At 43.5% G+C, this 20,300-nt stretch carries 19 protein-coding genes; 12 read left to right on the top strand and 7 right to left on the bottom strand.

What is annotated here, in order from left to right:
* The first annotated feature begins 531 nt into the window (after nt 1-531).
* From Q6344_12675 to Q6344_12655, 5 genes are all read left to right on the top strand, one after another.
* Nucleotides 532-2,259, top strand: coding sequence for an AMP-binding protein (locus tag Q6344_12675; GenBank protein WLG13439.1), 1,728 nt, complete (start codon nt 532-534; stop codon nt 2,257-2,259).
* Nucleotides 2,260-2,867: 608 nt separating this feature from the next.
* The gene (locus tag Q6344_12670) at nt 2,868-4,640 is read left to right on the top strand and encodes an AMP-binding protein (protein ID WLG13438.1); all 1,773 of its coding nucleotides are present in this window, start codon (nt 2,868-2,870) and stop codon (nt 4,638-4,640) included.
* Between the two features lie 241 nt (nt 4,641-4,881).
* Nucleotides 4,882-5,598, top strand: a complete 717-nt coding sequence (rph, locus tag Q6344_12665; GenBank protein ID WLG13437.1) for a ribonuclease PH — start codon at nt 4,882-4,884, stop codon at nt 5,596-5,598.
* A 77-nt stretch (nt 5,599-5,675) separates the two neighbouring features.
* A complete protein-coding gene (locus Q6344_12660) occupies nt 5,676-6,167 on the top strand; it encodes a hypothetical protein (protein WLG13436.1) in 492 nt (163 codons plus the stop codon).
* Between the two features lie 364 nt (nt 6,168-6,531).
* Nucleotides 6,532-7,302 (top strand): hypothetical protein, encoded by a 771-nt coding sequence (locus Q6344_12655; GenBank protein ID WLG13435.1) that lies wholly within the window; start codon nt 6,532-6,534, stop codon nt 7,300-7,302.
* Nucleotides 7,303-7,417: 115 nt separating this feature from the next.
* On the opposite strand, the gene hemJ is transcribed toward Q6344_12655, so the two are convergent.
* From hemJ to serB, 6 genes are all read right to left on the bottom strand, one after another.
* Entirely contained in the window at nt 7,418-7,852 is a 435-nt protein-coding gene (gene hemJ / locus Q6344_12650; GenBank protein ID WLG13434.1) for a protoporphyrinogen oxidase HemJ, read from the bottom strand.
* A gap of 89 nt (nt 7,853-7,941) precedes the next feature.
* On the bottom strand, nt 7,942-8,976 hold the full coding sequence (bioB, locus tag Q6344_12645) for a biotin synthase BioB (GenBank protein ID WLG15218.1): 1,035 nt from the start codon (nt 8,974-8,976) through the stop codon (nt 7,942-7,944).
* A 359-nt stretch (nt 8,977-9,335) separates the two neighbouring features.
* Nucleotides 9,336-9,842, bottom strand: coding sequence for an SCP2 sterol-binding domain-containing protein (locus Q6344_12640; protein WLG13433.1), 507 nt, complete (start codon nt 9,840-9,842; stop codon nt 9,336-9,338).
* A gap of 402 nt (nt 9,843-10,244) precedes the next feature.
* Nucleotides 10,245-10,646 carry a hypothetical protein gene (locus Q6344_12635; protein WLG13432.1) on the bottom strand — a complete coding sequence of 134 codons (402 nt, stop codon included), beginning with the start codon at nt 10,644-10,646 and terminating at the stop codon, nt 10,245-10,247.
* 239 nt (nt 10,647-10,885) lie between these two features.
* Nucleotides 10,886-11,881, bottom strand: a complete 996-nt coding sequence (locus Q6344_12630) for a DUF368 domain-containing protein (GenBank protein ID WLG13431.1) — start codon at nt 11,879-11,881, stop codon at nt 10,886-10,888.
* 184 nt (nt 11,882-12,065) lie between these two features.
* Nucleotides 12,066-13,256 (bottom strand): phosphoserine phosphatase SerB, encoded by a 1,191-nt coding sequence (serB, locus tag Q6344_12625; protein ID WLG13430.1) that lies wholly within the window; start codon nt 13,254-13,256, stop codon nt 12,066-12,068.
* Between the two features lie 494 nt (nt 13,257-13,750).
* Between serB and Q6344_12620 the strand changes: the two genes are divergently transcribed.
* From Q6344_12620 to Q6344_12590, 7 genes are all read left to right on the top strand, one after another.
* Entirely contained in the window at nt 13,751-15,217 is a 1,467-nt protein-coding gene (locus Q6344_12620) for a hypothetical protein (GenBank protein ID WLG13429.1), read from the top strand.
* A gap of 184 nt (nt 15,218-15,401) precedes the next feature.
* Entirely contained in the window at nt 15,402-15,638 is a 237-nt protein-coding gene (locus tag Q6344_12615; protein ID WLG13428.1) for a hypothetical protein, read from the top strand.
* A gap of 283 nt (nt 15,639-15,921) precedes the next feature.
* Nucleotides 15,922-16,479, top strand: a complete 558-nt coding sequence (locus Q6344_12610) for a YecA family protein (GenBank protein WLG13427.1) — start codon at nt 15,922-15,924, stop codon at nt 16,477-16,479.
* Nucleotides 16,480-16,564: 85 nt separating this feature from the next.
* A complete protein-coding gene (locus Q6344_12605; GenBank protein ID WLG13426.1) occupies nt 16,565-17,011 on the top strand; it encodes a YbjQ family protein in 447 nt (148 codons plus the stop codon).
* A 60-nt stretch (nt 17,012-17,071) separates the two neighbouring features.
* Nucleotides 17,072-17,542 carry a heavy metal-binding domain-containing protein gene (locus Q6344_12600; protein ID WLG13425.1) on the top strand — a complete coding sequence of 157 codons (471 nt, stop codon included), beginning with the start codon at nt 17,072-17,074 and terminating at the stop codon, nt 17,540-17,542.
* Nucleotides 17,543-17,668: 126 nt separating this feature from the next.
* Nucleotides 17,669-17,878, top strand: a complete 210-nt coding sequence (locus Q6344_12595; GenBank protein WLG13424.1) for a hypothetical protein — start codon at nt 17,669-17,671, stop codon at nt 17,876-17,878.
* A gap of 276 nt (nt 17,879-18,154) precedes the next feature.
* Nucleotides 18,155-19,078: a bile acid:sodium symporter family protein gene (locus tag Q6344_12590; GenBank protein WLG13423.1), complete on the top strand. Its 924-nt coding sequence runs from the start codon at nt 18,155-18,157 to the stop codon at nt 19,076-19,078.
* Nucleotides 19,079-19,177: 99 nt separating this feature from the next.
* On the opposite strand, the gene Q6344_12585 is transcribed toward Q6344_12590, so the two are convergent.
* Nucleotides 19,178-20,281 (bottom strand): formate/nitrite transporter family protein, encoded by a 1,104-nt coding sequence (locus tag Q6344_12585; protein ID WLG13422.1) that lies wholly within the window; start codon nt 20,279-20,281, stop codon nt 19,178-19,180.
* Nucleotides 20,282-20,300: the final 19 nt, after the last annotated feature.

The following is a 20,300-nucleotide window of genomic DNA, read 5'->3' as shown; positions in this document are numbered from 1 at the left end:
ATTGGTGCAAGCGTACAAATAGGATAGCGCTATCGTAAAGGATATTGGCAAAATTAAAAAGGCATAAGTCAGAATAGACGACAGGTCGTGACGTGCTGGATAATGATAAAGAGAGTACACAGTGTAACTTTGTGACCTCAACAGAGCTTGCTACTGCCCTTGATAGTAAAGGTGAAAATAGTTAACGATAAAACACTATAAAGAGTATTAATGAATAAATGTTCGCTAATAAATCGCTGAAAGATTATCGATTATCGATATCAAGGTTTTGATAAATATAATATTATTGACCGTCAAGACAGTTTGCGAACTCAAGTAGCAATCTTTTATATTGAGTAGTCTGTATAAAGTGTGTATGTTAATGAACAGAGGGCTATTTACCGCTATATTGTTTGCTCATCACCATATGATTGCCTCACAGCCAAGCTTGCCATTACGATGACAAGCCTGTGCTCTGAGTTGTTATATTTTTATCACACTGTGATTCGCATGGGTTGACGGTAGCGTACTATTACTAGGAGAGAAAAGATTATGGAAAATCACAGTAACCTAATTCGTCGTAACGATAAAGTATGGGTCAAAACTTACGAAAAGCTTGGTATTCAATACGACATTGATATGCCAGCCGCTAATACTTCTTTAATCGATATATTTGAGCAGAATTTTACGAAGCACGCTGGCAAGACAGCGTTTGTCTGTATGGATGCAAAACTCTCCTACGAAGATTTAGATCGTTATAGCAAACAAATTGCTGCCTACTTGCAATCACTTGGGTTAAAAAAAGGCGATAAAGTCGGCGTCATGATGCCAAATATTTTGCAGCTACCGGTTGCCGTATTGGGTGTGCTGCGTGCTGGCATGACCTTGGTTAACGTTAACCCGCTTTACACCTCAAAAGAGCTTGAGCATCAACTAACAGACTCTGATACCAAAGCATTATTTATTTTAGAAAACTTCGCCAAAACCTATGAAGACATTGGTAAGGACTTGGTTGACCATGTCATCGTGACCTCGATGGGTGATTTGATGAGTCCATTAAAAGGCTTTATCGTCAATATGGTCGTGCGTCACGTGAAGAAGCTTGTACCTGACTATAACCTTAAAACCAGCACCAACTTCAAAACGGCGCTGAATCGCTTCTCAGCCAAAAATTACAAACGTCCAGATAACATCTGCCTTGATGATATTGCTGTTTTGCAATATACCGGCGGTACCACAGGTGTTGCTAAAGGGGCGATGCTCACGCATGGTAATTTAGTCGCCAACCTGATTCAGTGTGATACCTATCTTGGCGATGCTTTTGATAAGTTTGAAGGTATGGATGAGCAGCCAGTTATCATGACCGCCTTGCCGCTATATCATATCTTCTCGTTTACCGTTTGCGGTATGTTTGGCTTATATCGCGGCTGTATCGGGCTACTGGTACCAAACCCACGTGACGGCGCAAGCTTAATCAAAGCTTACAAAGATTATCCACCAGCGTTTTTCCCAGCGGTCAATACGCTGTTTAATGCTTTAGCAAATAGCGATCCATTTAAAGCCTTAGATCATAGCAAACTTGAGATGTCGATGGGCGGTGGCATGGCAGTATTAAAAGACACCGCTGACAAATGGCAAAAAATTACTGGTAATGTGATCGTACAAGGCTATGGTCTGTCAGAGACGTCTCCTGTGGCGTCAGCAAACCCAGAAGGTACGGGCGAATTCTCAGGCAATATTGGTCTGCCGATGCCAGCGACAGACATGGCTATCTTGGATGAAGAAGGCAATGAGGTCGCACTGGGTGAGCGTGGCGAGATTTGTGTTCGTGGTCCACAGGTTATGAAAGGCTACTGGAAACGTGATGATGCTACTGCTGAAGTCATGACGTCTGACGGTTATTTCCGTACGGGTGATATCGGCGTGATGGATGAAGAAGGCTACTTTAAAATCGTTGATCGTAAAAAGAATATGATTTTGGTATCAGGCTTTAACGTCTATCCAAACGAAGTCGAAGATGTGATGTCAGGTCATCCAAAGATTTTAGAGTGCGGTGTCATCGGTATCGAAGATGAAAAGAGCGGCGAAGTGCCAAAGATTTATGTCGTGCGTAGTGATGACAGTTTGACTAAAGAAGAAGTGCTTGCTTATAGCAAAGAGAATTTAACTGGTTATAAGCGTCCTCGTTATGTTGAGTTCATCGATGAGCTACCAAAGTCAAATGTCGGTAAGATTTTGCACAAAGATTTGCGCGTGCTGGAAGAACAGAACCACGGTTAATAAACTAGCCTTCAGTGCCAGAGTATTTTTATGAGTGTCTGCTACTGTTTGTTAGGCACTCGTAAAGTCATCATGATAAGTCACCACGATACTAATGATAAAAACTAAAGCTACCAACTAACGCTACGAACTAAATCTGAAAGAAACTATCAGGATGCTAAGTTGTCGTGATAGTGGTGGTTGTGATACTGGGTGTCGTGATCCAAAAATGGTAAGGTTGCTGGTATGCTGCCTTATCATTTTTTGTATTTATTGCTTTTTTTGTCGCTATAACCCAGTCAGGTAGAGATAGAGAATTTTTAGCAAAACTGCTATAGTGCTTACCGACATATTTGTCTATTTATCGACGAGATGACGTTAGTTTTGCGCTATATCTCTGATAAAACTATCAGGGATAAAGGGGTTTTTAATTCGGTAGTGCTGAGTTATTATGCTATTTATCAAGGACTTAACGTTGCGCTTTGATTGACAAAGCTTGTGAATGACAAACCTTTTTTGTTACCACGTTTTTTATTCACAAGCTTCTGCTGTCATTGATCAATCACAAAAAATAATGGTGTTTTCATTAGATTATTCTACGTTTTTAACGGTAACATTTAGGGAAAATTATGACCGACAGTATCAATAAAGAGACCACAAACGATAACGCTGCAATGAATAATAAAGACAGCGTATTTCCTACTATGCCGACGATAGATAGTGACAGCCCATGGTTGAAAACTTATGAGCGTTATGGCATTGATGCGACTATCGATATGCCTGATGACAATACCTCTTTACTTGATGTGTTTGAGCGTAACTTTAGCCGTTATGGGAAAAAAACGGCTTATATTTGTATGGGTGCATCGATTAGCTTTAAGGAATTGGATTTATACAGTCGCCAAATTGCCAGTTACTTACAATCATTAGGATTGGTAACAGGTGATAAAGTTGGGGTGATGATGCCCAACCTCCTGCAATATCCAGTGGTTGCTTTGGGGATCATCCGTGCCGGTATGGTGTTGGTCAACGTCAACCCTTTATATACCAGCCGAGAGTTATCGCATCAGCTGCATGATAGTGGCACCAAAGCCCTATTCATTGTAGAGAACTTTGCGAACACCTATCAAGAGGCAGAAGACAAAGGTCAGGTTGAGCATGTCATCGTTTGTAAGATTGGCGATATGCTAGGAACAGTGAAAGGAGCCGTCGTTAACCTCGTTGCGCGCCATGTCAAAAAAATGATTCCGGCTTATAGTCTGCCAAACAGCGTGAGTTTTAAGCACGCTTTAAATGCAGTATCAGCCAGCAAATATAAACGCCCTGATTTGAATTTAAGCGACGTGGCATTATTGCAATATACGGGCGGTACGACAGGGGTTGCCAAAGGTGCAATGCTGTCGCACGGTAACTTAGTTGCCAATATGCTACAGATTAGTGCATTGATGGACAGTGCATTTGATGATGATGTTGATGCCAATGATGTCATCCTGACGGCACTACCGCTATATCATGTATTCTCATTTATGGTCTGCGGCATGTATGGCATGTACCGAGGTTATGCAGGCTTGCTTATCCCAAACCCTCGTGATTTGGATGGTTTGATTAAAGAGATGGCCAAATACAAACCCGCCTTTATCCCTGCGGTGAATACTTTGTTTAACGGTCTAGTACACAAAGACGGCTTTGCAGACTTAGATTTCTCTAACCTAAAAGCGTCTATCGGTGGCGGTATGTCTGTCTTGCCAAGCGTGGCAAAAGAGTGGCATAAAATCACTGGTCTGCCTATCGTTGAAGGTTATGGTTTGTCAGAAACCTCACCAGTGGCTGCTTTTAACCCGATGACCATTGCTGAATTCACGGGTAAAATTGGTATTCCTGCCTCTAGCACCGATATAATACTAATCGATGATGATGAAAATGAAGTCGCATTGGGTGATCGCGGCGAGATTTGTGTCAAAGGTCCGCAGGTGATGATAGGTTATCAAAATCGTCCAGAGGAAACAGCTGAAACGTTTACTGCCAATGGCTTTCTGAAAACTGGCGATATCGGTATCATGGATGAAAAAGGCTTTATCAAAATCGTTGATCGCAAAAAAGATATGATTTTGGTCTCTGGTTTTAACGTTTATCCGAACGAAATTGAAGAAGCCATGAGCGAGCATCCAGCTGTGGTAGAATGCGGCGCTATCGGTATTCCAAACGATGACCGCGGTGAAGAGCCCAAGTTGTTTGTGGTCAAAAAAGGCGATGTGACCGAGCAAGAGTTGCTTGATTTTGGCAAAAAGCAACTGACTGGTTACAAGCGTCCGCGTCACATACAGTTCGTCGATGAATTACCAAAATCAAACGTGGGTAAAATCCTGCGTAAAGAATTGCGTAAGATGGAAGGGTTAGAATAAAGTTGGTGCTATTTCTTTGTTAAGCCAATGACTGGCTCAAGTAGCGGCGCAATAGCTCGAACGAATCTTGCTATTGCGCCGCTGCCACGTTAGGATATCTCAATATTTACGTCTGCTATGGCATCCAATTATTATTTATTTTAGCTTGTTAATAGTTTGCTAGATAAATGACGGTTAGCCACATAATGACAGACACCTCATTTTATGACACCGCCTTTAAAACATTGTACTAGGGATTTTTATGCGTATTGACAATCGTGAGCTTGACCAACTTCGCTCGATCAGCTTTGAGCGCCATTATACTAAGCATGCCGAAGGGTCAGTGTTAGTCAGCTTTGGTGATACCAAAGTATTGTGTACCGCTAGTGTTGAATCTGGCGTTCCGCGTTGGCTCAAAGGTAAAGGCAAAGGTTGGATCACTGCTGAGTATGGCATGTTGCCACGCGCGACGAATACGCGTAACCAACGTGAAGCGGCACGTGGTAAACAATCAGGTCGTACCCAAGAAATCCAGCGTTTGATTGGTCGTAGCTTACGAGCGATGATTGACCTGAGTAAGCTGGGTGAAAATACCATTTATCTTGATTGTGATGTTTTGCAAGCCGATGGCGGTACTCGTACTGCTAGTGTGACGGGGGCTGCTATTGCGCTTATCGATGCATTAGAGAGTATCCAAAAAAGCAAAAAACTCAAGGCAGATCCACTGATCGGTTTGGTCGCTGCGGTCTCTGTTGGTATGAAAAACGGCAAAGCGTATCTAGATTTGAACTATGAAGAAGATGCCAGCTGTGATACTGATTTGAATGTGGTTATGACCCAAAAAGGCGAATTTATTGAGCTACAAGGAACAGCGGAAGAAAAGCCATTTACCCGCGCTCAAGCCGACGATATGCTAATTCTTGCCGAAAAAGGCATCGCTGAGCTGATTGCTATGCAAAAAACAGCCTTGGGTTGGTAGTCCTATTGATGACTACTTGCTCATCGTATTTTCATTAAATCCTTACTTTCTTATTACTCTGTAACAGGTAGTCATGCATGCTCAAGCTGACCGACGATGGTGCCAAAATCACGCTACAAGATCAGCCAAAAACGACTGATGATGGCATGTTTTGGTTTGGCTCAGCATTATTAATAGGAGCAGTGGCGGTTGCTTTGGCAATGAGTCTGCTGCCTGAGCGCTTAGCTATAGGGGCATTGGCGCTACTGATTATTGGTAGTTTTATATTTAATCGAAAACGCCAACAACAGAAAAAAGCCATGGCTGGTGTCATCAGCAGCGGCATTTTGTGGCTGCGTGCGGGTGAGCTGGTGCATGACAATCAAGGTAAGCGTCAGCATATTCAGTTGACTGACGGTGATAAAGTCATGCTTATTGGTGAGCAATTACAGATTGTTGATTGTGATGATATACGCAAATACCATATTAGTGGTTTTGATAGTATCCAAGAGGCAACCGCTGCCAAAGCTATTTTGCAAGGTCAAGCATTGGGCAAGCGCCATGTGAATATTAAAATGAGTAACGATTAGCTTATTTCTTAGCCAATTATCTACTGGATTGGGCTATAAAAAACCTAAGTGGCTTTCTCTGAGCAGTATTTTATTTCAGCAATTTTATATCTTAGATAGTATTTTATCTGTTCAGCACTCTATCTACGCAGTATTTAATCTAAAACTGCTTATTTTATTTCCTTTTTATTTAGCGCCAGCTCTCCATCGTTTTTCTACGTGCTCTTCTTATCTAACCATTAGTCTGCATTTTTATACCTTTTATCGGCCATTTGAGCCGAATAATGCTTGCAGCGTCATGTCTAAATGGTTTATAAGTAAGATTAGAACATCCTATTATTATGGTTTATGTTGTCATTTATATTTTATTGACAAGGAGTTGGTCATGTCGCGTTTGCCTGTGTCATTGTCTATGTCGTCGTCGGTCACCGCGTCGTGCAGTCTTTTATTGTTTACCGTTGGCTTAGTAGGTCAGGCCCATGCCGATAGTATGAGTGCGCTGATCGCCCAAAAATCTGTGCAATCTGATTTTAGTGCTCGTTATACACCATCGTACTCAGCCGTGCCCTCTGCCAAAGTCAGTACGCGTTCTACCATTCAACGTGCAGGAACTTATCGCTCAAATTCTTCCAGTACTCCACCAGTGATTCAGACATCCTATCGTTATCCTGAAGTAGCGCGTCAAGCACCAGCAGTGATGCCCGCTTTTTTATCGGGTAATTATGATAATGTCGATAGCGAGTATTTACCGTTACTGAGCAGTGCGGAGATGCAGAGTAGTTTGGCTGCCCGTGAAGTGGTTAGCACCGCCCGCAAGATGGCGCTGAATGAGCGTGCGATCATTCAAGGTGGCTGCTGGGACTATCTCAATGCCGTGTTTAAACGCGCCGGGGTGACACGCGATACCATTCATAAAGGTACTTATGGTCAAGGTCCGTATGCCAATAGTGGCGAGATTGAAGTTGGGGATTGGCTCTATTATATCAATCATGGCTATAATGGCGTCGAGCATAGTGGACTGTTCGTCGGCTGGGTTGATGAGCGTGCAAAGCAAGCACTGATCCTCAGCTATGCGGGCGAAAACCGCCGCGAACCTGCGCGTTACCGTGTTTATGATTTGAGTAATGTCTATCAAATCATGCGCCCTAGTGTTTAAGCTTTCATATTTATGATGTCCTAAAAAAAGCGTCCGTTACTTTAATAAGTAACGGACGCTTTTAGTTTAGAAGTGTTCAGATCTAAAAATCAGTTATGGGCATGTTTACTGGATTTTAGAAGGGCTTTACTACTACTAAAATCACAATAATCACCAAAGCAAACACAGGAATTTCATTAAACCAGCGCCAAAATTTATGCGTCTTATAATGCGGATTATCCATTAGCTTTTTACGATAAAATCCACAAGCACCGTGATAGCCAGAGAGTAGCACCACTAATAAGAGCTTGACGTGTAACCAGCCTTGGGTTTTATACACCTCCCAGCCTAGCCCCAACATCCATAGACCGAAGACCCATGTGGCTATCATCGATGGTGTCATGATACCGCGATAGAGCTTGCGCTCCATAATAGCAAAGCGTTCGTGACTGATGCTGTCGTCACTCATCGCATGATAGACAAACAAGCGTGGCAAATAAAATATCGCAGCAAACCAGCAGACCATCGATATAATATGCGCCGCTTTAATCCAATTGAAATAATCTGCCATCACATTCTCTCTTACGATTTAATATTTTATCATCAATAATGTCGGCAAGCTTAGCGCAGATTATCCAATAATGGTAGCGATAAAAAACGCTACTCTGCCATCACCACTTGCGATTGCTGACCACTCATCGCATCCATCACAGGCAATACTTTGGGCGCTCTTGGCGCAGCAAATTGCTTTGTTAGACCAAGCTCACGCATGAGTCTGTCATCGCCTGATTGGCTTGCATTGCCAGTAGTCAGCAATTTATCGCCATAAAAGAATGAGTTGGCACCTGCCATAAAGGCCAAGGCTTGCTCAGAGTCGGATAGGCTTTCGCGGCCAGCAGACAAACGCACATAGCTGGTCGGGCAGCAAATACGTGCTACGGCAATAGTACGAATCCACTCAATCACTGACAGTTGACCTTCTTCCAAGACTTTATCACCAATTGGTGTACCTGCAATAGGGACGAGTAAGTTGACCGGAATTGACTCTGGCGCTTTGGGCATTTTTAGCAGCTCATGTACCCAATCGATACGGTCATCACGGCTTTCACCCATACCGACGATATTGCCACTACAGACATTGATGCCTGAGTTACGCACGTTATCTATCGTATCTAAGCGCTCGTCATAGCTCCGAGTGCTGACGACTTGCTCATAATAACGACGTGAGGTATCTAGATTATGATTGTAATAATCGAGTCCAGCATCCGCCAGTTGCGTCGCTTGATTGGTATCTAGCATACCAAGGGTCATACAGGTTTCAAGTCCCAATGCCTTGACTTCTTTGATCAGCTCAACCACATAGGGCATGTCTTTGGCGCTTGGATGTTTCCATGCCGCACCCATACAAAAGCGTGACGAGCCACTGGCTTTGGCACGTTTGGCCGCAGCAATGACTTTATCGACTTCTATGCGCTTCTCTGCTTGTAATTTAGTCGTGTCGCGGTGGTGACCTGACTGTGAGCAATAGCCACAATCTTCGGGACAGTTACCTGTTTTGATCGACAACAAAGTACTGATTTGCACTTCATTGGCAGTGAAATTCGCCCGATGTATCGTTTGCGCTTGCAACAACAAATCCATTAAAGGTAAATCAAACAGTTCGGCGATTTCTTCGCGGCTATGCTTACGGGTCATTTGTTGGCTGGCGGTGGCATCCGTTGTTAAGTTGTTTAAAAAGTCATTGTCCAAGCCGCTGTGGCTGTTATTTTTATTATTGAATGTGTCAGTGGGGCTACTGGCATTAGGCTCTGAGATGTTAAGTAATCCTGCCATCATATAATTCCTTTTATAATAGTTTTTGAAACAATCATTTTTAAGAGAATAGTGGTTAAAAGAGTTGTGTGTAAAGCCATAAAATTTTAGGTAATAAAAAAGGCTGCGATATAGTATACCGCAACCTTTTTAGAAAATCAGAGCACTGCGAAAGAGTAAAGTAACTGAGCGCTAAATAATCGTGATCTGTTTTCTTCATTTACGTCGATCTATTTACGTCATTATTTGCCAAGTTTGTGCTTAGCAACCCCAATCCAATGGTTGGCAAGTTTTTGTGCTTTATAAGCATAAGGCTTGGCTTTTTGGATATAAGGTTTACATTCTTCTGGAATAGCTGGCACGATATGCTTAGCAAGTTTATTGAACCACATCATTAGGCTGTAATCGCCTTCGATGCTGAGGTTGCCTTCTTGTACAGCAGTCATAAAGGCAGGAAGATTGCCTTTGGTCAAAAGCTTAACACCTGTCATCGAATCCTTGAAATTGATGGTGAGGTCTGCTTTTTTAGCATGACCACTGTATTGGCTGAAGCTACCATTATCAAAGACAAAATAACGGGCGATATCCGCTTCAGTGCTGGCAAGCTCAATCGTAACATTGCGATCAGCGAATAGTGCTTTCACATCTTCGTTATCACTATCAGCAAGCATAGACAAACGATAGCCAATCACAGCCAATAGCACATCTAACGGATCAGATTTAATATCTAATACAGGAACAGTAAACATAATCGAACTCCTAAAGAATGAGACGCAAAATAATGCGTACTTTATAACAATTTTTGTGACAAATATATAACTAGATTATAAACGATAGAGAGGTTGCTATTCTTTAGGAGTTACGTAGAGAGCGTTAAGTATCTTGTAACATCCAAGGACGTCATCTTGATTAAAATAAGTTGTTAATATTTATAAAAATGACAGTAGAAAAGAGAATAGCAACGAAAATGAATGCTCGCACTACCTATGCTAGATTGAGCGAATTTGACGGCAGGTTAATCGTACTTTTTGGACGAGATACAGTCGGATAAAGATAATGTAATACAGGCTATATAAAAGGCAAGTGAAAGTACCGTAAGTAGAGAATGAGGCAACCTAACAGCGTCGCTCGTTGATATAAGCGCGACTCTATCAGTGGAAGCGCGGTTGGTAGTCGTCATCATAAACAGGCGTGTGCTCGATATAGCGTGCCGCTTGCAATTGACGCTGCTGCTGAACGGATTGACTGACATCCTCGTAACGTAGTGCCCGATACAGCACCCAGCCCGCTAAAGGCAACCAACTGATACCCATGGCGATGATATAGCTGTGCCATTCTGACAGCTCTGATAGCATAGGACGACCCGCCACAATGCTTTGAATCGCCTCAACCGCTAGCCAATATGCCATACCACCAAATAGATACCAGAGCAGCCAGCGCTGTGAGGATAAGGCAAGCGCTAAAATCAAGCCTGCCAGCAAGCTATAACCAAGCAGTGCCGCCGTGCTCCACGTTTCTATACCAATAACTGAAAATATAGTCAGTAACATCATTCATCTCGCTATTCATAAGGTGAATTCCAATAGAGTCATTATGAAAGTTTGGGGAACAAAGCTAAAGAGGGGATAGGCGACTTTGCGACAACCGTTGACGTTTGGTTTTTTAGCACATTTTGATGGTTTTGTATGGCAAGGTTTAAGCATAAGCGCCGCAAGGATGGGCGCTTATTATTAAGAGTAGAGAGAAAGATTTTTGGGTTTTAAAAAGAGAATGATGCAGGTTTAAGGTAGGATTAAACGCGATTGCTACGAGTGCCCCACCAAGACAATAGTGAGACTAAAATCGCGCCTAGCAGCATCAGTCCTACAGTGGTTAGCCAATGTGGTCCGGTAGGATATTGCCATGGCATCACGTTGTTTATCGCGTCACTATTAAGCGCGCCTAAAGCATCTACTTTCCATGGCCATACTTTCACAAGCGAGCCTGCGATAAAACCTGTGAGCAAGGCTAAAGTTGCCTGATAGTAGCGAGACAATAGCCATTTAAGTGCGCGAGTAAATAATAACAATCCCGTTGCCATACCCGCAATGACCGTGAAGATTATCGTAAAGTTAAGGCTATGTACGGCTTCTAATACTGCGTCATAAGCACCTAATAGTAATAAGATAAAAGACCCAGATATGCCGGGCAGTATCATGGCACAAATAGCGACTGCTCCTGCAAAAAACAAATAAGGCAAGCTTGGTGTGGTCGTGAGTAATGGTAAGCTGCTAATGACCACAGCGGCAACAAGACCAGTCACGAATAGTGCAGCCCGCCCTATATTCCAACGTTGAATCTCACTCAATAATATAAATACCGTTGCGACAACCAGTCCAAAAAATAACGACCAAATAAATAACGGTTGATTATCTAATAGGTGTTTGATAATACCGGCTAAAGTAGCAAAACTGGTGGCGATTCCCAATAACAAAAACAACAAAAAAGTGGCATCAACTTGTCGCCACACCGCAACCAAACCTTTGATTCCGCCTTCCTGTCGAAATATCTGCCAGAGATTGGGGCCGATGCTACTCAGGGCGTTAATCAAGCGCTCATAAATACCAGCAATCAGCGCAATGGTGCCGCCAGAGACACCCGGTACGATATCCGCTGCCCCCATGGCCATTCCTCTGATATAAACCCCAAATAGTTGCTTTGGACTATCGGAGGATACAGCAGTGCTGCTCTTATCCAGTGGTTGTGGCGCTGACGGCTCATTTTGCCGCGGTGATGGTGATGCCGTCATGGACAATCCTTTTTTATTTGAAAGCACAGTGAAAGTTAATGCGATGCCGCTAAGTATGCTAGGACAGTGATGCGAAAATTGACTGTTGCAATGTTGCAATGTCGCAATGCGATAAGACGTAAAAGCCAGATTAATGTTAAAAACACTAACCTAGCTCCATGGTATGGTATTGCGAGTGTAGTCGTTACTCTGTAGGCGCAAGTGCTGGATAACCAAGGGCATAAAATATGCCTTCAAGCCCTGTGACATTGATGGCGGCATCAGCACGTGCTTGCACAATAGGCTTAGCATGATAGGCGACGCCTAGGTCTGCAATGCCCATCATCGGTAAATCATTGGCACCGTCACCGATACAGACCACTTGTGACATCTCGATGCCTAAACGTTCAGCAGTATGCTCAACGATAGCCGCTTTTTTGGTACCATTGACGATGGGCAGCTGTACGTGACCAGTGACTTCCCCTTCGTCGATATCTAGGGCGTTGGCGTGAACTTCGTCAATGCCCAATTGCTCAGCGATGTAGCGCGCAAAGTAGGTAAAGCCGCCTGATACCAGTACGGTATGGTAGCCCAAAGCCTTTAGTGCACTGATGGTAGTGCGAGCGCCCATTGATAGCGTCAAACGATTGCAGATATCATCTAATACATCGGTCGAGATGCCTTTTAGTAACGCCACACGCTGGGCAAAAGATTCATCAAAATCCATTTCACCGCGCATTGCCGCTTCCGTAATGGCTTCGACTTCTTCGCCGATACCCGCTGTTTTTGCCAACTCAACGATGACTTCTTGCTCGATTAAGGTGGAATCCATATCAAAGCAGGCAAGCTTGTGGGTACGTAGCATATGACCGACTGATAAAATATGGCAATCGACAATATCTAAGCGTTCAGCACTACTCGCTTGATGACTATCGTTATAAGCTTCGGTCAAGTCATGACGCAAGCGCGTAGTCAACTGATCATCAATGATGTGAGCTGCTGCGGTCTTTTTGCCAGGATGCATGAGCGTATCAGTGACTGGTACCAACAAATAGCGGAACACTTGTGCTTGAGTAAAAGGCAAGCGCTGTGCGTTTGCTGCCGTTGGCTCTGTATCAGAAACGGTAATATTGACAAAACTGGCGTCAGTATCTTCAGCGACGGTGACCAAATGCCAGCTTGGCTGTTCATCGACCCATGATTGCACATACTGGTGGATATCAAGCGTCGATACTTTGGTCGGTAGCACAACAATAAGAGCAAAAACTGGCAGGGACTGTAGCGCATCAAAATCTTGTAAGTTCGTGTTATCTGGTAACAGTGACGCAATAGAGTCAACGGCTTGTTGCCATGCTTTGCTGTCTTTTGGTAACGAGTAAGATGTATTGTGTGGCATGGCTCAATGGTCCCTTGTATGCTCATATAAGATTGGGAATAATAGCAGCTTTACTCGGCAGCGCCTATAGATGACGCGCAAAGTATCACCGTCGATTAAAGATGGCAGCAATCATTGAAAAATCATTTGAAATTGAATGTGATTATTATGATAAATTTATAAATCTACTAACGCTATAAGACTTATTATGGTGATATAGTAGATAAGATAAGCGGACTGTATTCATGATGATATCCACAATAATGCTCGCAGTCGCCGCTTACCAAATGTGCCGTAGATTATCCTGAGTATTAGTATTTGAGACAGCAGTTTTTAAGTAACCAAACCTTGTTGTAAATGTTATTTTAGGCAACAACAGAGGTGTCGGGTTATGGTACTTAAGTTCAATACATACTTATTAAGATGCGTACTATTATAGTTTTTTTAAATTCGCCAAAAAATGAGGGATAGCCTTGTTTTTTTAATTTATCTTATCCAAAAAAGTTTACCATATCATGACGTATTTAGCGCCGCGGCAAGGGTTGTTTGCCATTATTCTTCTGGTTAGTTTTTGTTTGCAGACGTTGTTATTGGTCATCAGCACCGATCAACAGCTGAGCAAAAGTCGTGCGTTAAAAGGCGAGCAGATGGTCGCCCAGCTGATTGATGAAGCAAGGTTGTCTTTAGAAAATAAAGACCGTGTCAGCTTAAGTGTCATTGCCAATCGCTATACCAGCGAGCAAGACGTGACGCGCATATTGATTAAAGACAATAACGACGACATCTTGGTGCCTGTTGGCAATGCGCCCATGCAGCAAGGTGATACCATTCGGCAGATTGCTACCAATGGCGATTCGGTGATTGGCAGTGTGTCGTTGACGTTAAAAGATATTAGCAAAGGCGAGATTATCGCTATGCAATGGCCGTTCGTCATCGGTACGATGCTGCTGCATTTGTTGCTTTGGCTGGTTTATGGTTACCTTGCCCGTCCAACCAAAGAGCAAATTAACGCGCTTAGCCGCGATATTCAAGATTTGCATCGTGAGCAGTATATGCAAATCGATCAGCGCAGTTATGATCGGGAGTTTGAACGCCGTGCCACGGATATGGATAAAGAAACATCGGAGCATTCTGTAGAGAGTGCGACGGACGGTCAGCCAGCCAATGCACATAAATTGGATGTACATAGTGAAGTAAACCAGTACTTAAGAACGCAACAGAATCAAGCGGCGACTGATACCACTGGCTCTGATAGTCAGCCTATCGATAGTACGACTGAAGAGCGAGCGGAGCATGATGCAGCAAATGGTGCTGCCCAAGATGAGATAAGCCGTGCTCCTAAATCTGGTAGCGCCTCTCGGTTGTCTGCCACCCGCTCATTTGACAGTGTGAGAGTGCAGATTGTGTTCCATGACGAGTTCAATATGCTTGAGCGTCTGGCACCGGCTCAGCGTTTACCTTATTTGGCATTATGTACGCAGCTATTAAACCAAGCGGTGACCGAGTTACTTAAGCAGCCATTGTTGTTGGGTGTCAGCGCGATGAACGAGCCGCGTTTCGATGACACGGGTGCTAGTGTGTTGTTAAAGGCGGACAATAGCCATGCCAAAGTGGCGTTAGCAGGCGTGATGCTGGGCAAGCTGTATTTGATGCTCAACAAAATCATCCATGACAAGCACATTGAGCTAAGCCGCTTTGCCCTTCCTGCTAAAGCAGGTGTCAGCGATGATGCACAGGCGCAAGCAATGACACAATTATTACACAGCGTCGGCAAAAAAGAGCAAATGCTGATTTTGTTACCCAATGCAGGTCTTAAGCAAATCAGCCACCATGTACAGGTACAGAGTATCATGCGCCCAACCACGGTTTATGAGCGTGAATGTGCCGTGTTCGATGGTGGTAATGATTCGATGATCCAACGCTTAGCGGATGTGCGCAATGCGGTATTGATGATTGAAAGCGCAGATGAGTTGGCTATTTAATGCTGCTTATATTCGCTTATTACTATACAATTGTCTGAGATATTGTCTCTGTCGTTATCTTTAAACAGCCTAAAAATAAGGCAGTAATAATAAAAAGCATTGACAACGTGAAGTAGAGACTTTATAAGGCATATATATATTAATGTATTCTTAATACCCTTGCTAAAAATGATAGGAGCTTGTCATGAGTGACGCTGATATTGACGACGATTTTGATGATGATTTTGTCGACGATGATGATGCAAAGATGGTGGAAGAGGCCGAGACGAGCGTGCGTACGCGCTTAAGTAGTCTTGAGAAGCGTCGACTGATCGATAATCTGCTAGAAGAGAAGCGTTTGGCCAAAGAGCTAAAGGATGATCTAGATGATATAGACAATTTCGATGAAGATGGCGATGATTGGGATGATGACGATCTTTAGTTTTTAAACTTAAGTCATAGCCTAATGTGAAAGTGCTCAGTCATTTCAGCCGACTAAAGCCTTTTAATAACGGCATATTAGCTGACAGTGTAATGCTAATGATATCGCGATCGTTACTTTTTGACGGTTGCTCGCCACCCGCTCTATGCAATGATTCTTATTTTATAAAGATGGTTTGGGTGCTTTACCGAAACCATTTTTACCTTCAAATTATCCACTATTCTGCACTTAACCGATCGTTTATGGCGACTGCCGCACTCTATCTTTCAAGGACAATTACATCATGAGTAACCAATTAAGCTTCGATGAATTATTAGACTATTTGGACAATCAAGAGAGCCCGTTTGTGCTTGATAGTGTCGCCGCGCATGGTTTTTTGACAGCGACAGTCATTGGGCGCCCATTACCGAATTGGCTGGATGCACTGTTTGAAGGTCATGTTAGTGAAATCCCAGAAAACGTCATCGACGGTATCCAGCGCTGGCGCGATTCCATTATCGCTGAGCTAAAAAACGAGACGCCTATTGAGCTACCGTTTGGCGAAGATGCGGGTGATGAAGAAGTGGCTGTCGATTTTTCAGATGAATCAGATATCGTTGCTTGGTCCATTGGCTTTGTCGATGCGATGTATGGCGACGAAGCCAGCGATTGGTTTGAAGATGAAGAAACGGCTGAAGATGTGGCTGTCTTGACCTTACCAATGATTTTGCTAAGTGGTATCGATGATGAAGATCCAGAGCTTGCAGAGATGCGTAAAGATGAAGACAAGCTGGCACAAATGGCCAATAGCATCGAAGGCAATTTGACCGAGTTATTTTTATTGTTCCATACCAACGATTAGCCTTTTTTATCAATATAGGGACAGCGTGGTTTGGTCTATATCCAAGTTGACGCTGTCTATATAACGTCACCGATAAGGTCGTATTATGACTGTGCAACTCTCCAATCTTGAGCATTTGCCCAACTACCAAATCACCGAGCGTTTAGATGTGGTGTACGGTAGTACCGTGCGCTCAAAACATGTCGGCAAAGACTTGTTTGCTGGACTAAAAAATATCGTCGGTGGTGAGTTAACGGCTTATACCGAGCTGTTAGAAGAGTCACGCCAAGAGGCGATCGATCGGATGATTGTCAAAGCAGAAGCTTTGGGTGCAGATGCGGTGGTGGGGTTACGTTTTTCGACCTCTAGCATCGCGCAGGGAGCTTCTGAATTGTTTGTCTATGGCACGGCTGTCAAAGCCATACCGATGCCGCAGCAAGTCTACCAAACCCCACCAAGCGACTCTCATCATCAGTCTGGTCAACAGCCAAATCTACAAAATTCTGCACCGACAGCGACCGATGACTTGCCACGTTTCAACCCTTTTGGTTAGCTAACCAAATCTTAAAGCATCGACGCTTTTTTCTGATAAGTTTATGACAAGAGACGTGCCATGAATAATTCCCTTACCCAAATGCTTATCAATTACGCACCGTTTATTTTACTATTCGCTGCTGGTTGGTTCTTTGGGTCGCGTCATGAGCGCCAACATCTCGCGCAATTAAGCATTGCAGAGCAACAATTAAGCCATATTATGGTCTCAAGTGAGCGCTTTTATGTGCCGAAACTTGTTGCCAATACTGAGGGCGAGCTGGTACTTGGTAGCGTGGTTATTGCCCAAGATTATTTCAAAATGATTATCGCTCGGCTATTGAGCATCTTTGGCAAAAACTTGACCACGTACGAGACCTTACTCGACCGTGCCCGCCGCGAGGCTCTTGTACGTATGCGTACCGAAGCACAAGCCAAAGGCTATAACCATATCTACGGCTTACGTCTAGAAGTCAGCAATATCAATCAATTGGGCAGTATGGTTGAAGCCATCGCTTATGGCACTGCAGTGAACAGCCGTGAGCAACTCTAAAGCGCAATGAATCACTCAGAATTAATGTAATCAATATCTACGATTGAATGCTAGTCATGCGTTTTGATTGTCTCTCATCTATACCGTTTCTTACTTACCTCACCTGTTATTTATAAAGAATAAACCATGCTTGTTCTACAGATTATCGCTGGATTTATGATCTTTTATATCGTCATAAAAGTCGCCAGTTGGTTTGGAAGCCGCGACAATTCACCAATTTCTTTGGACTCTCCTTGGGATCAGGATAATCTTGACGATAGCGATGGTAGTGATTCAAGCAGTAGTGATTCAGGCAGCAGCGACTCAAGTAGCGGTGATTCAGGTGGTGGTGATTGAAGGTTGCTGTTCAATGATATTTCATCGTTCTGTAAACCCAAACACCATATTTGACTGATGAGTCGTTGAATAAAGCAAATAAGGGCGACTTTACCCCTATATACTTGCTTTTACCCTGTCTTATTTTTTGCTGTTTTTTAGTTGATTGTCGGTGTTTAACGGCTATTGATTATGAGGACACGCCTTAGCAAGGATTGCTAATCAGGCGTCATTTAATCAGCATACTCGGTCTATAAAATGAACCTATAAACAGCTTTTATCTACAAGGATGTAGTTATGGAAGGTCTTGCAATAGTCACGTTAGTCAATTCAGTTATCATTCCTATTTGTCTGTTTTTAATCATGATGGGCATGGGTCTGACTCTCGTCACCAACGATTTTAAACGGGTTTTAAAATACCCAAAAGCAGTCGGCATTGGCTTGACCAATCAGTTGATACTGTTACCTATCATTGGCTTTGCCTTGGCCAATATCATGCCATTACGCCCAGAGTATGCCGTCGGGGTTATGCTCCTCGTATTGTGTCCGGGTGGCACTACCTCAAACTTATTTACCTATTTAGCCAAAGGCGATGTGGCGCTGTCGGTGACGATGACCGCGATCGCGAGCGTGATTACCGTCTTTACCATTCCCATTGTGCTGAGCTTTTCATTGATTTATTTTATGGGCAGCGGTAGTGAGTTTGAGTTACCAGTAGTAAAAACGATGCTGACTTTGGTGGTGCTGACGATAGTGCCTATTAGTGTCGGCATGCTGATTAAACGCTATGCACCAACCGTTGCCGATCGCTCACAAGTCTATGTGTCTCGATTTGGGGTGATATTTTTAACGTTTTTAGTGCTATTTTTGGGCTATGTGCAACGCGATATCATTGTCGACGCCTTTATCGCTACGGGTCCCGTATCGGTATTATTAAACCTTTCAACCATGGCGCTCGGTTATTATAGTAGTAAATGGTTCGGTCTCAACTGGGCGCAAAGAACCTCGGTGACGCTAGAAGTCGGTTTGCAGAATAGCACCTTGTCGATATTTATGGCATTGACACTATTGTCTAACTACGACATGTCGATGATGCCAGCCATTTATACCTTGGTGATGTTCTTAAGCGCGGGGATTTTGGTGCGCATATTTAGCGCTCAACACGATAAGCTAAGAAAATCTGAAATAGAAAATAGCGTGTTGGCAGCGCGTATGCTGTAGATGCTGAAAACCCATAACAGGTTTAAATATTGAACCTTGTTATGGGTAATAGGTGAATTATCTATTTATAGCATTTAGCATTAACCAATACCAATCAAGTCAAGGTCGGCGGGTATTTATACTGCTTCTAGCTTCCGCTTGTTCACTAGCCGTTTGTTCTTTTACTTTTTCGATTTGAAATAAGAAAGTACGGTTTTTGAGAACCGCGACAAATACCACGCCGCCGACGGTATTGCCCAATATCACCACCACCAAAAATACCAAGTAGCGCCACAAGCTGACAGTATTGCCATATAGCAATGCTGAAAACACCTCGATGTTGCCCACGATACTGTGATGCAAACCCAAAAATCCGATACTGCCAGTAATGAGAGTGACCAGAACGATACGGCTAAGGGTATCGCGTGCCGAGGTGACGAGCCATGCAGCCACCCCCATCATCCAGCCAGCCAGTACTGCGCTACCAAATATCACCCACCACTCAAAACCTAAGATATGCTCGGCATAAACATCGATAGCATGGTCTGTAAACAGATGCATATGCAGCCCTAAACCAATCATTAACGCTGCAAAGATACAGCCGCCAACGATATTACCAGCGATGACGATGCCCCATAGCCGCAGCAGTTTACGTAGCGGCTCAATTTTATTTAAGACAGGCAGGCTTAATAATGAGGTTTGTTCGGTGAATAATAGCGACTGACCAATGACGACGATGATAAAGCCAATTGGGTAAAGTAGGGAGGCGAGCACGATTGCGTATTGGCTTGGTAGTACGCCACTCAACAGCGCAAAAGCTGATAAAATCATAAAGAAGCTAATGCCAATCTCAAGCCCAGCGGTAAAAGCACTGGTAAATAGCGAGCCAAGCGAGCGCTCAAAGGTTTCTTTGGCATCCATCACTTGCTCAACCAAGATACTGGCATAGCTTTTTGCTTGACTCAAGTTATCATCATTGGCGACTTTTTTGATGGTTTCTTTATCTTCTTCGCTCATATCTTCAGAGAAATCTCCGTCTTCTAAACTTTCTGTCGCCTCGGTATCATCTGACATCTCAGTTTTGCTAACGTCTTTATCTTCAGCAGTAGATGATTGATAAACGCTATCATCAATCAAGCGCTTATCGTCTATTTCATTAGCGTCAGATTCATCAGCTTGAGAGTGGCTGCTATTGTTATAGGTGTGCTCGGTATCTTTGGACACGGTCGGCTCGCTGTTTATA

It is taken from the genome of Psychrobacter cibarius (genome assembly GCA_030686115.1).
GTDB lineage: Bacteria > Pseudomonadota > Gammaproteobacteria > Pseudomonadales > Moraxellaceae > Psychrobacter > Psychrobacter cibarius_C.
The sequence above is the reverse complement of the archived record's forward strand: the minus strand, read 5'-3'. Positions and strand labels throughout refer to the sequence as shown.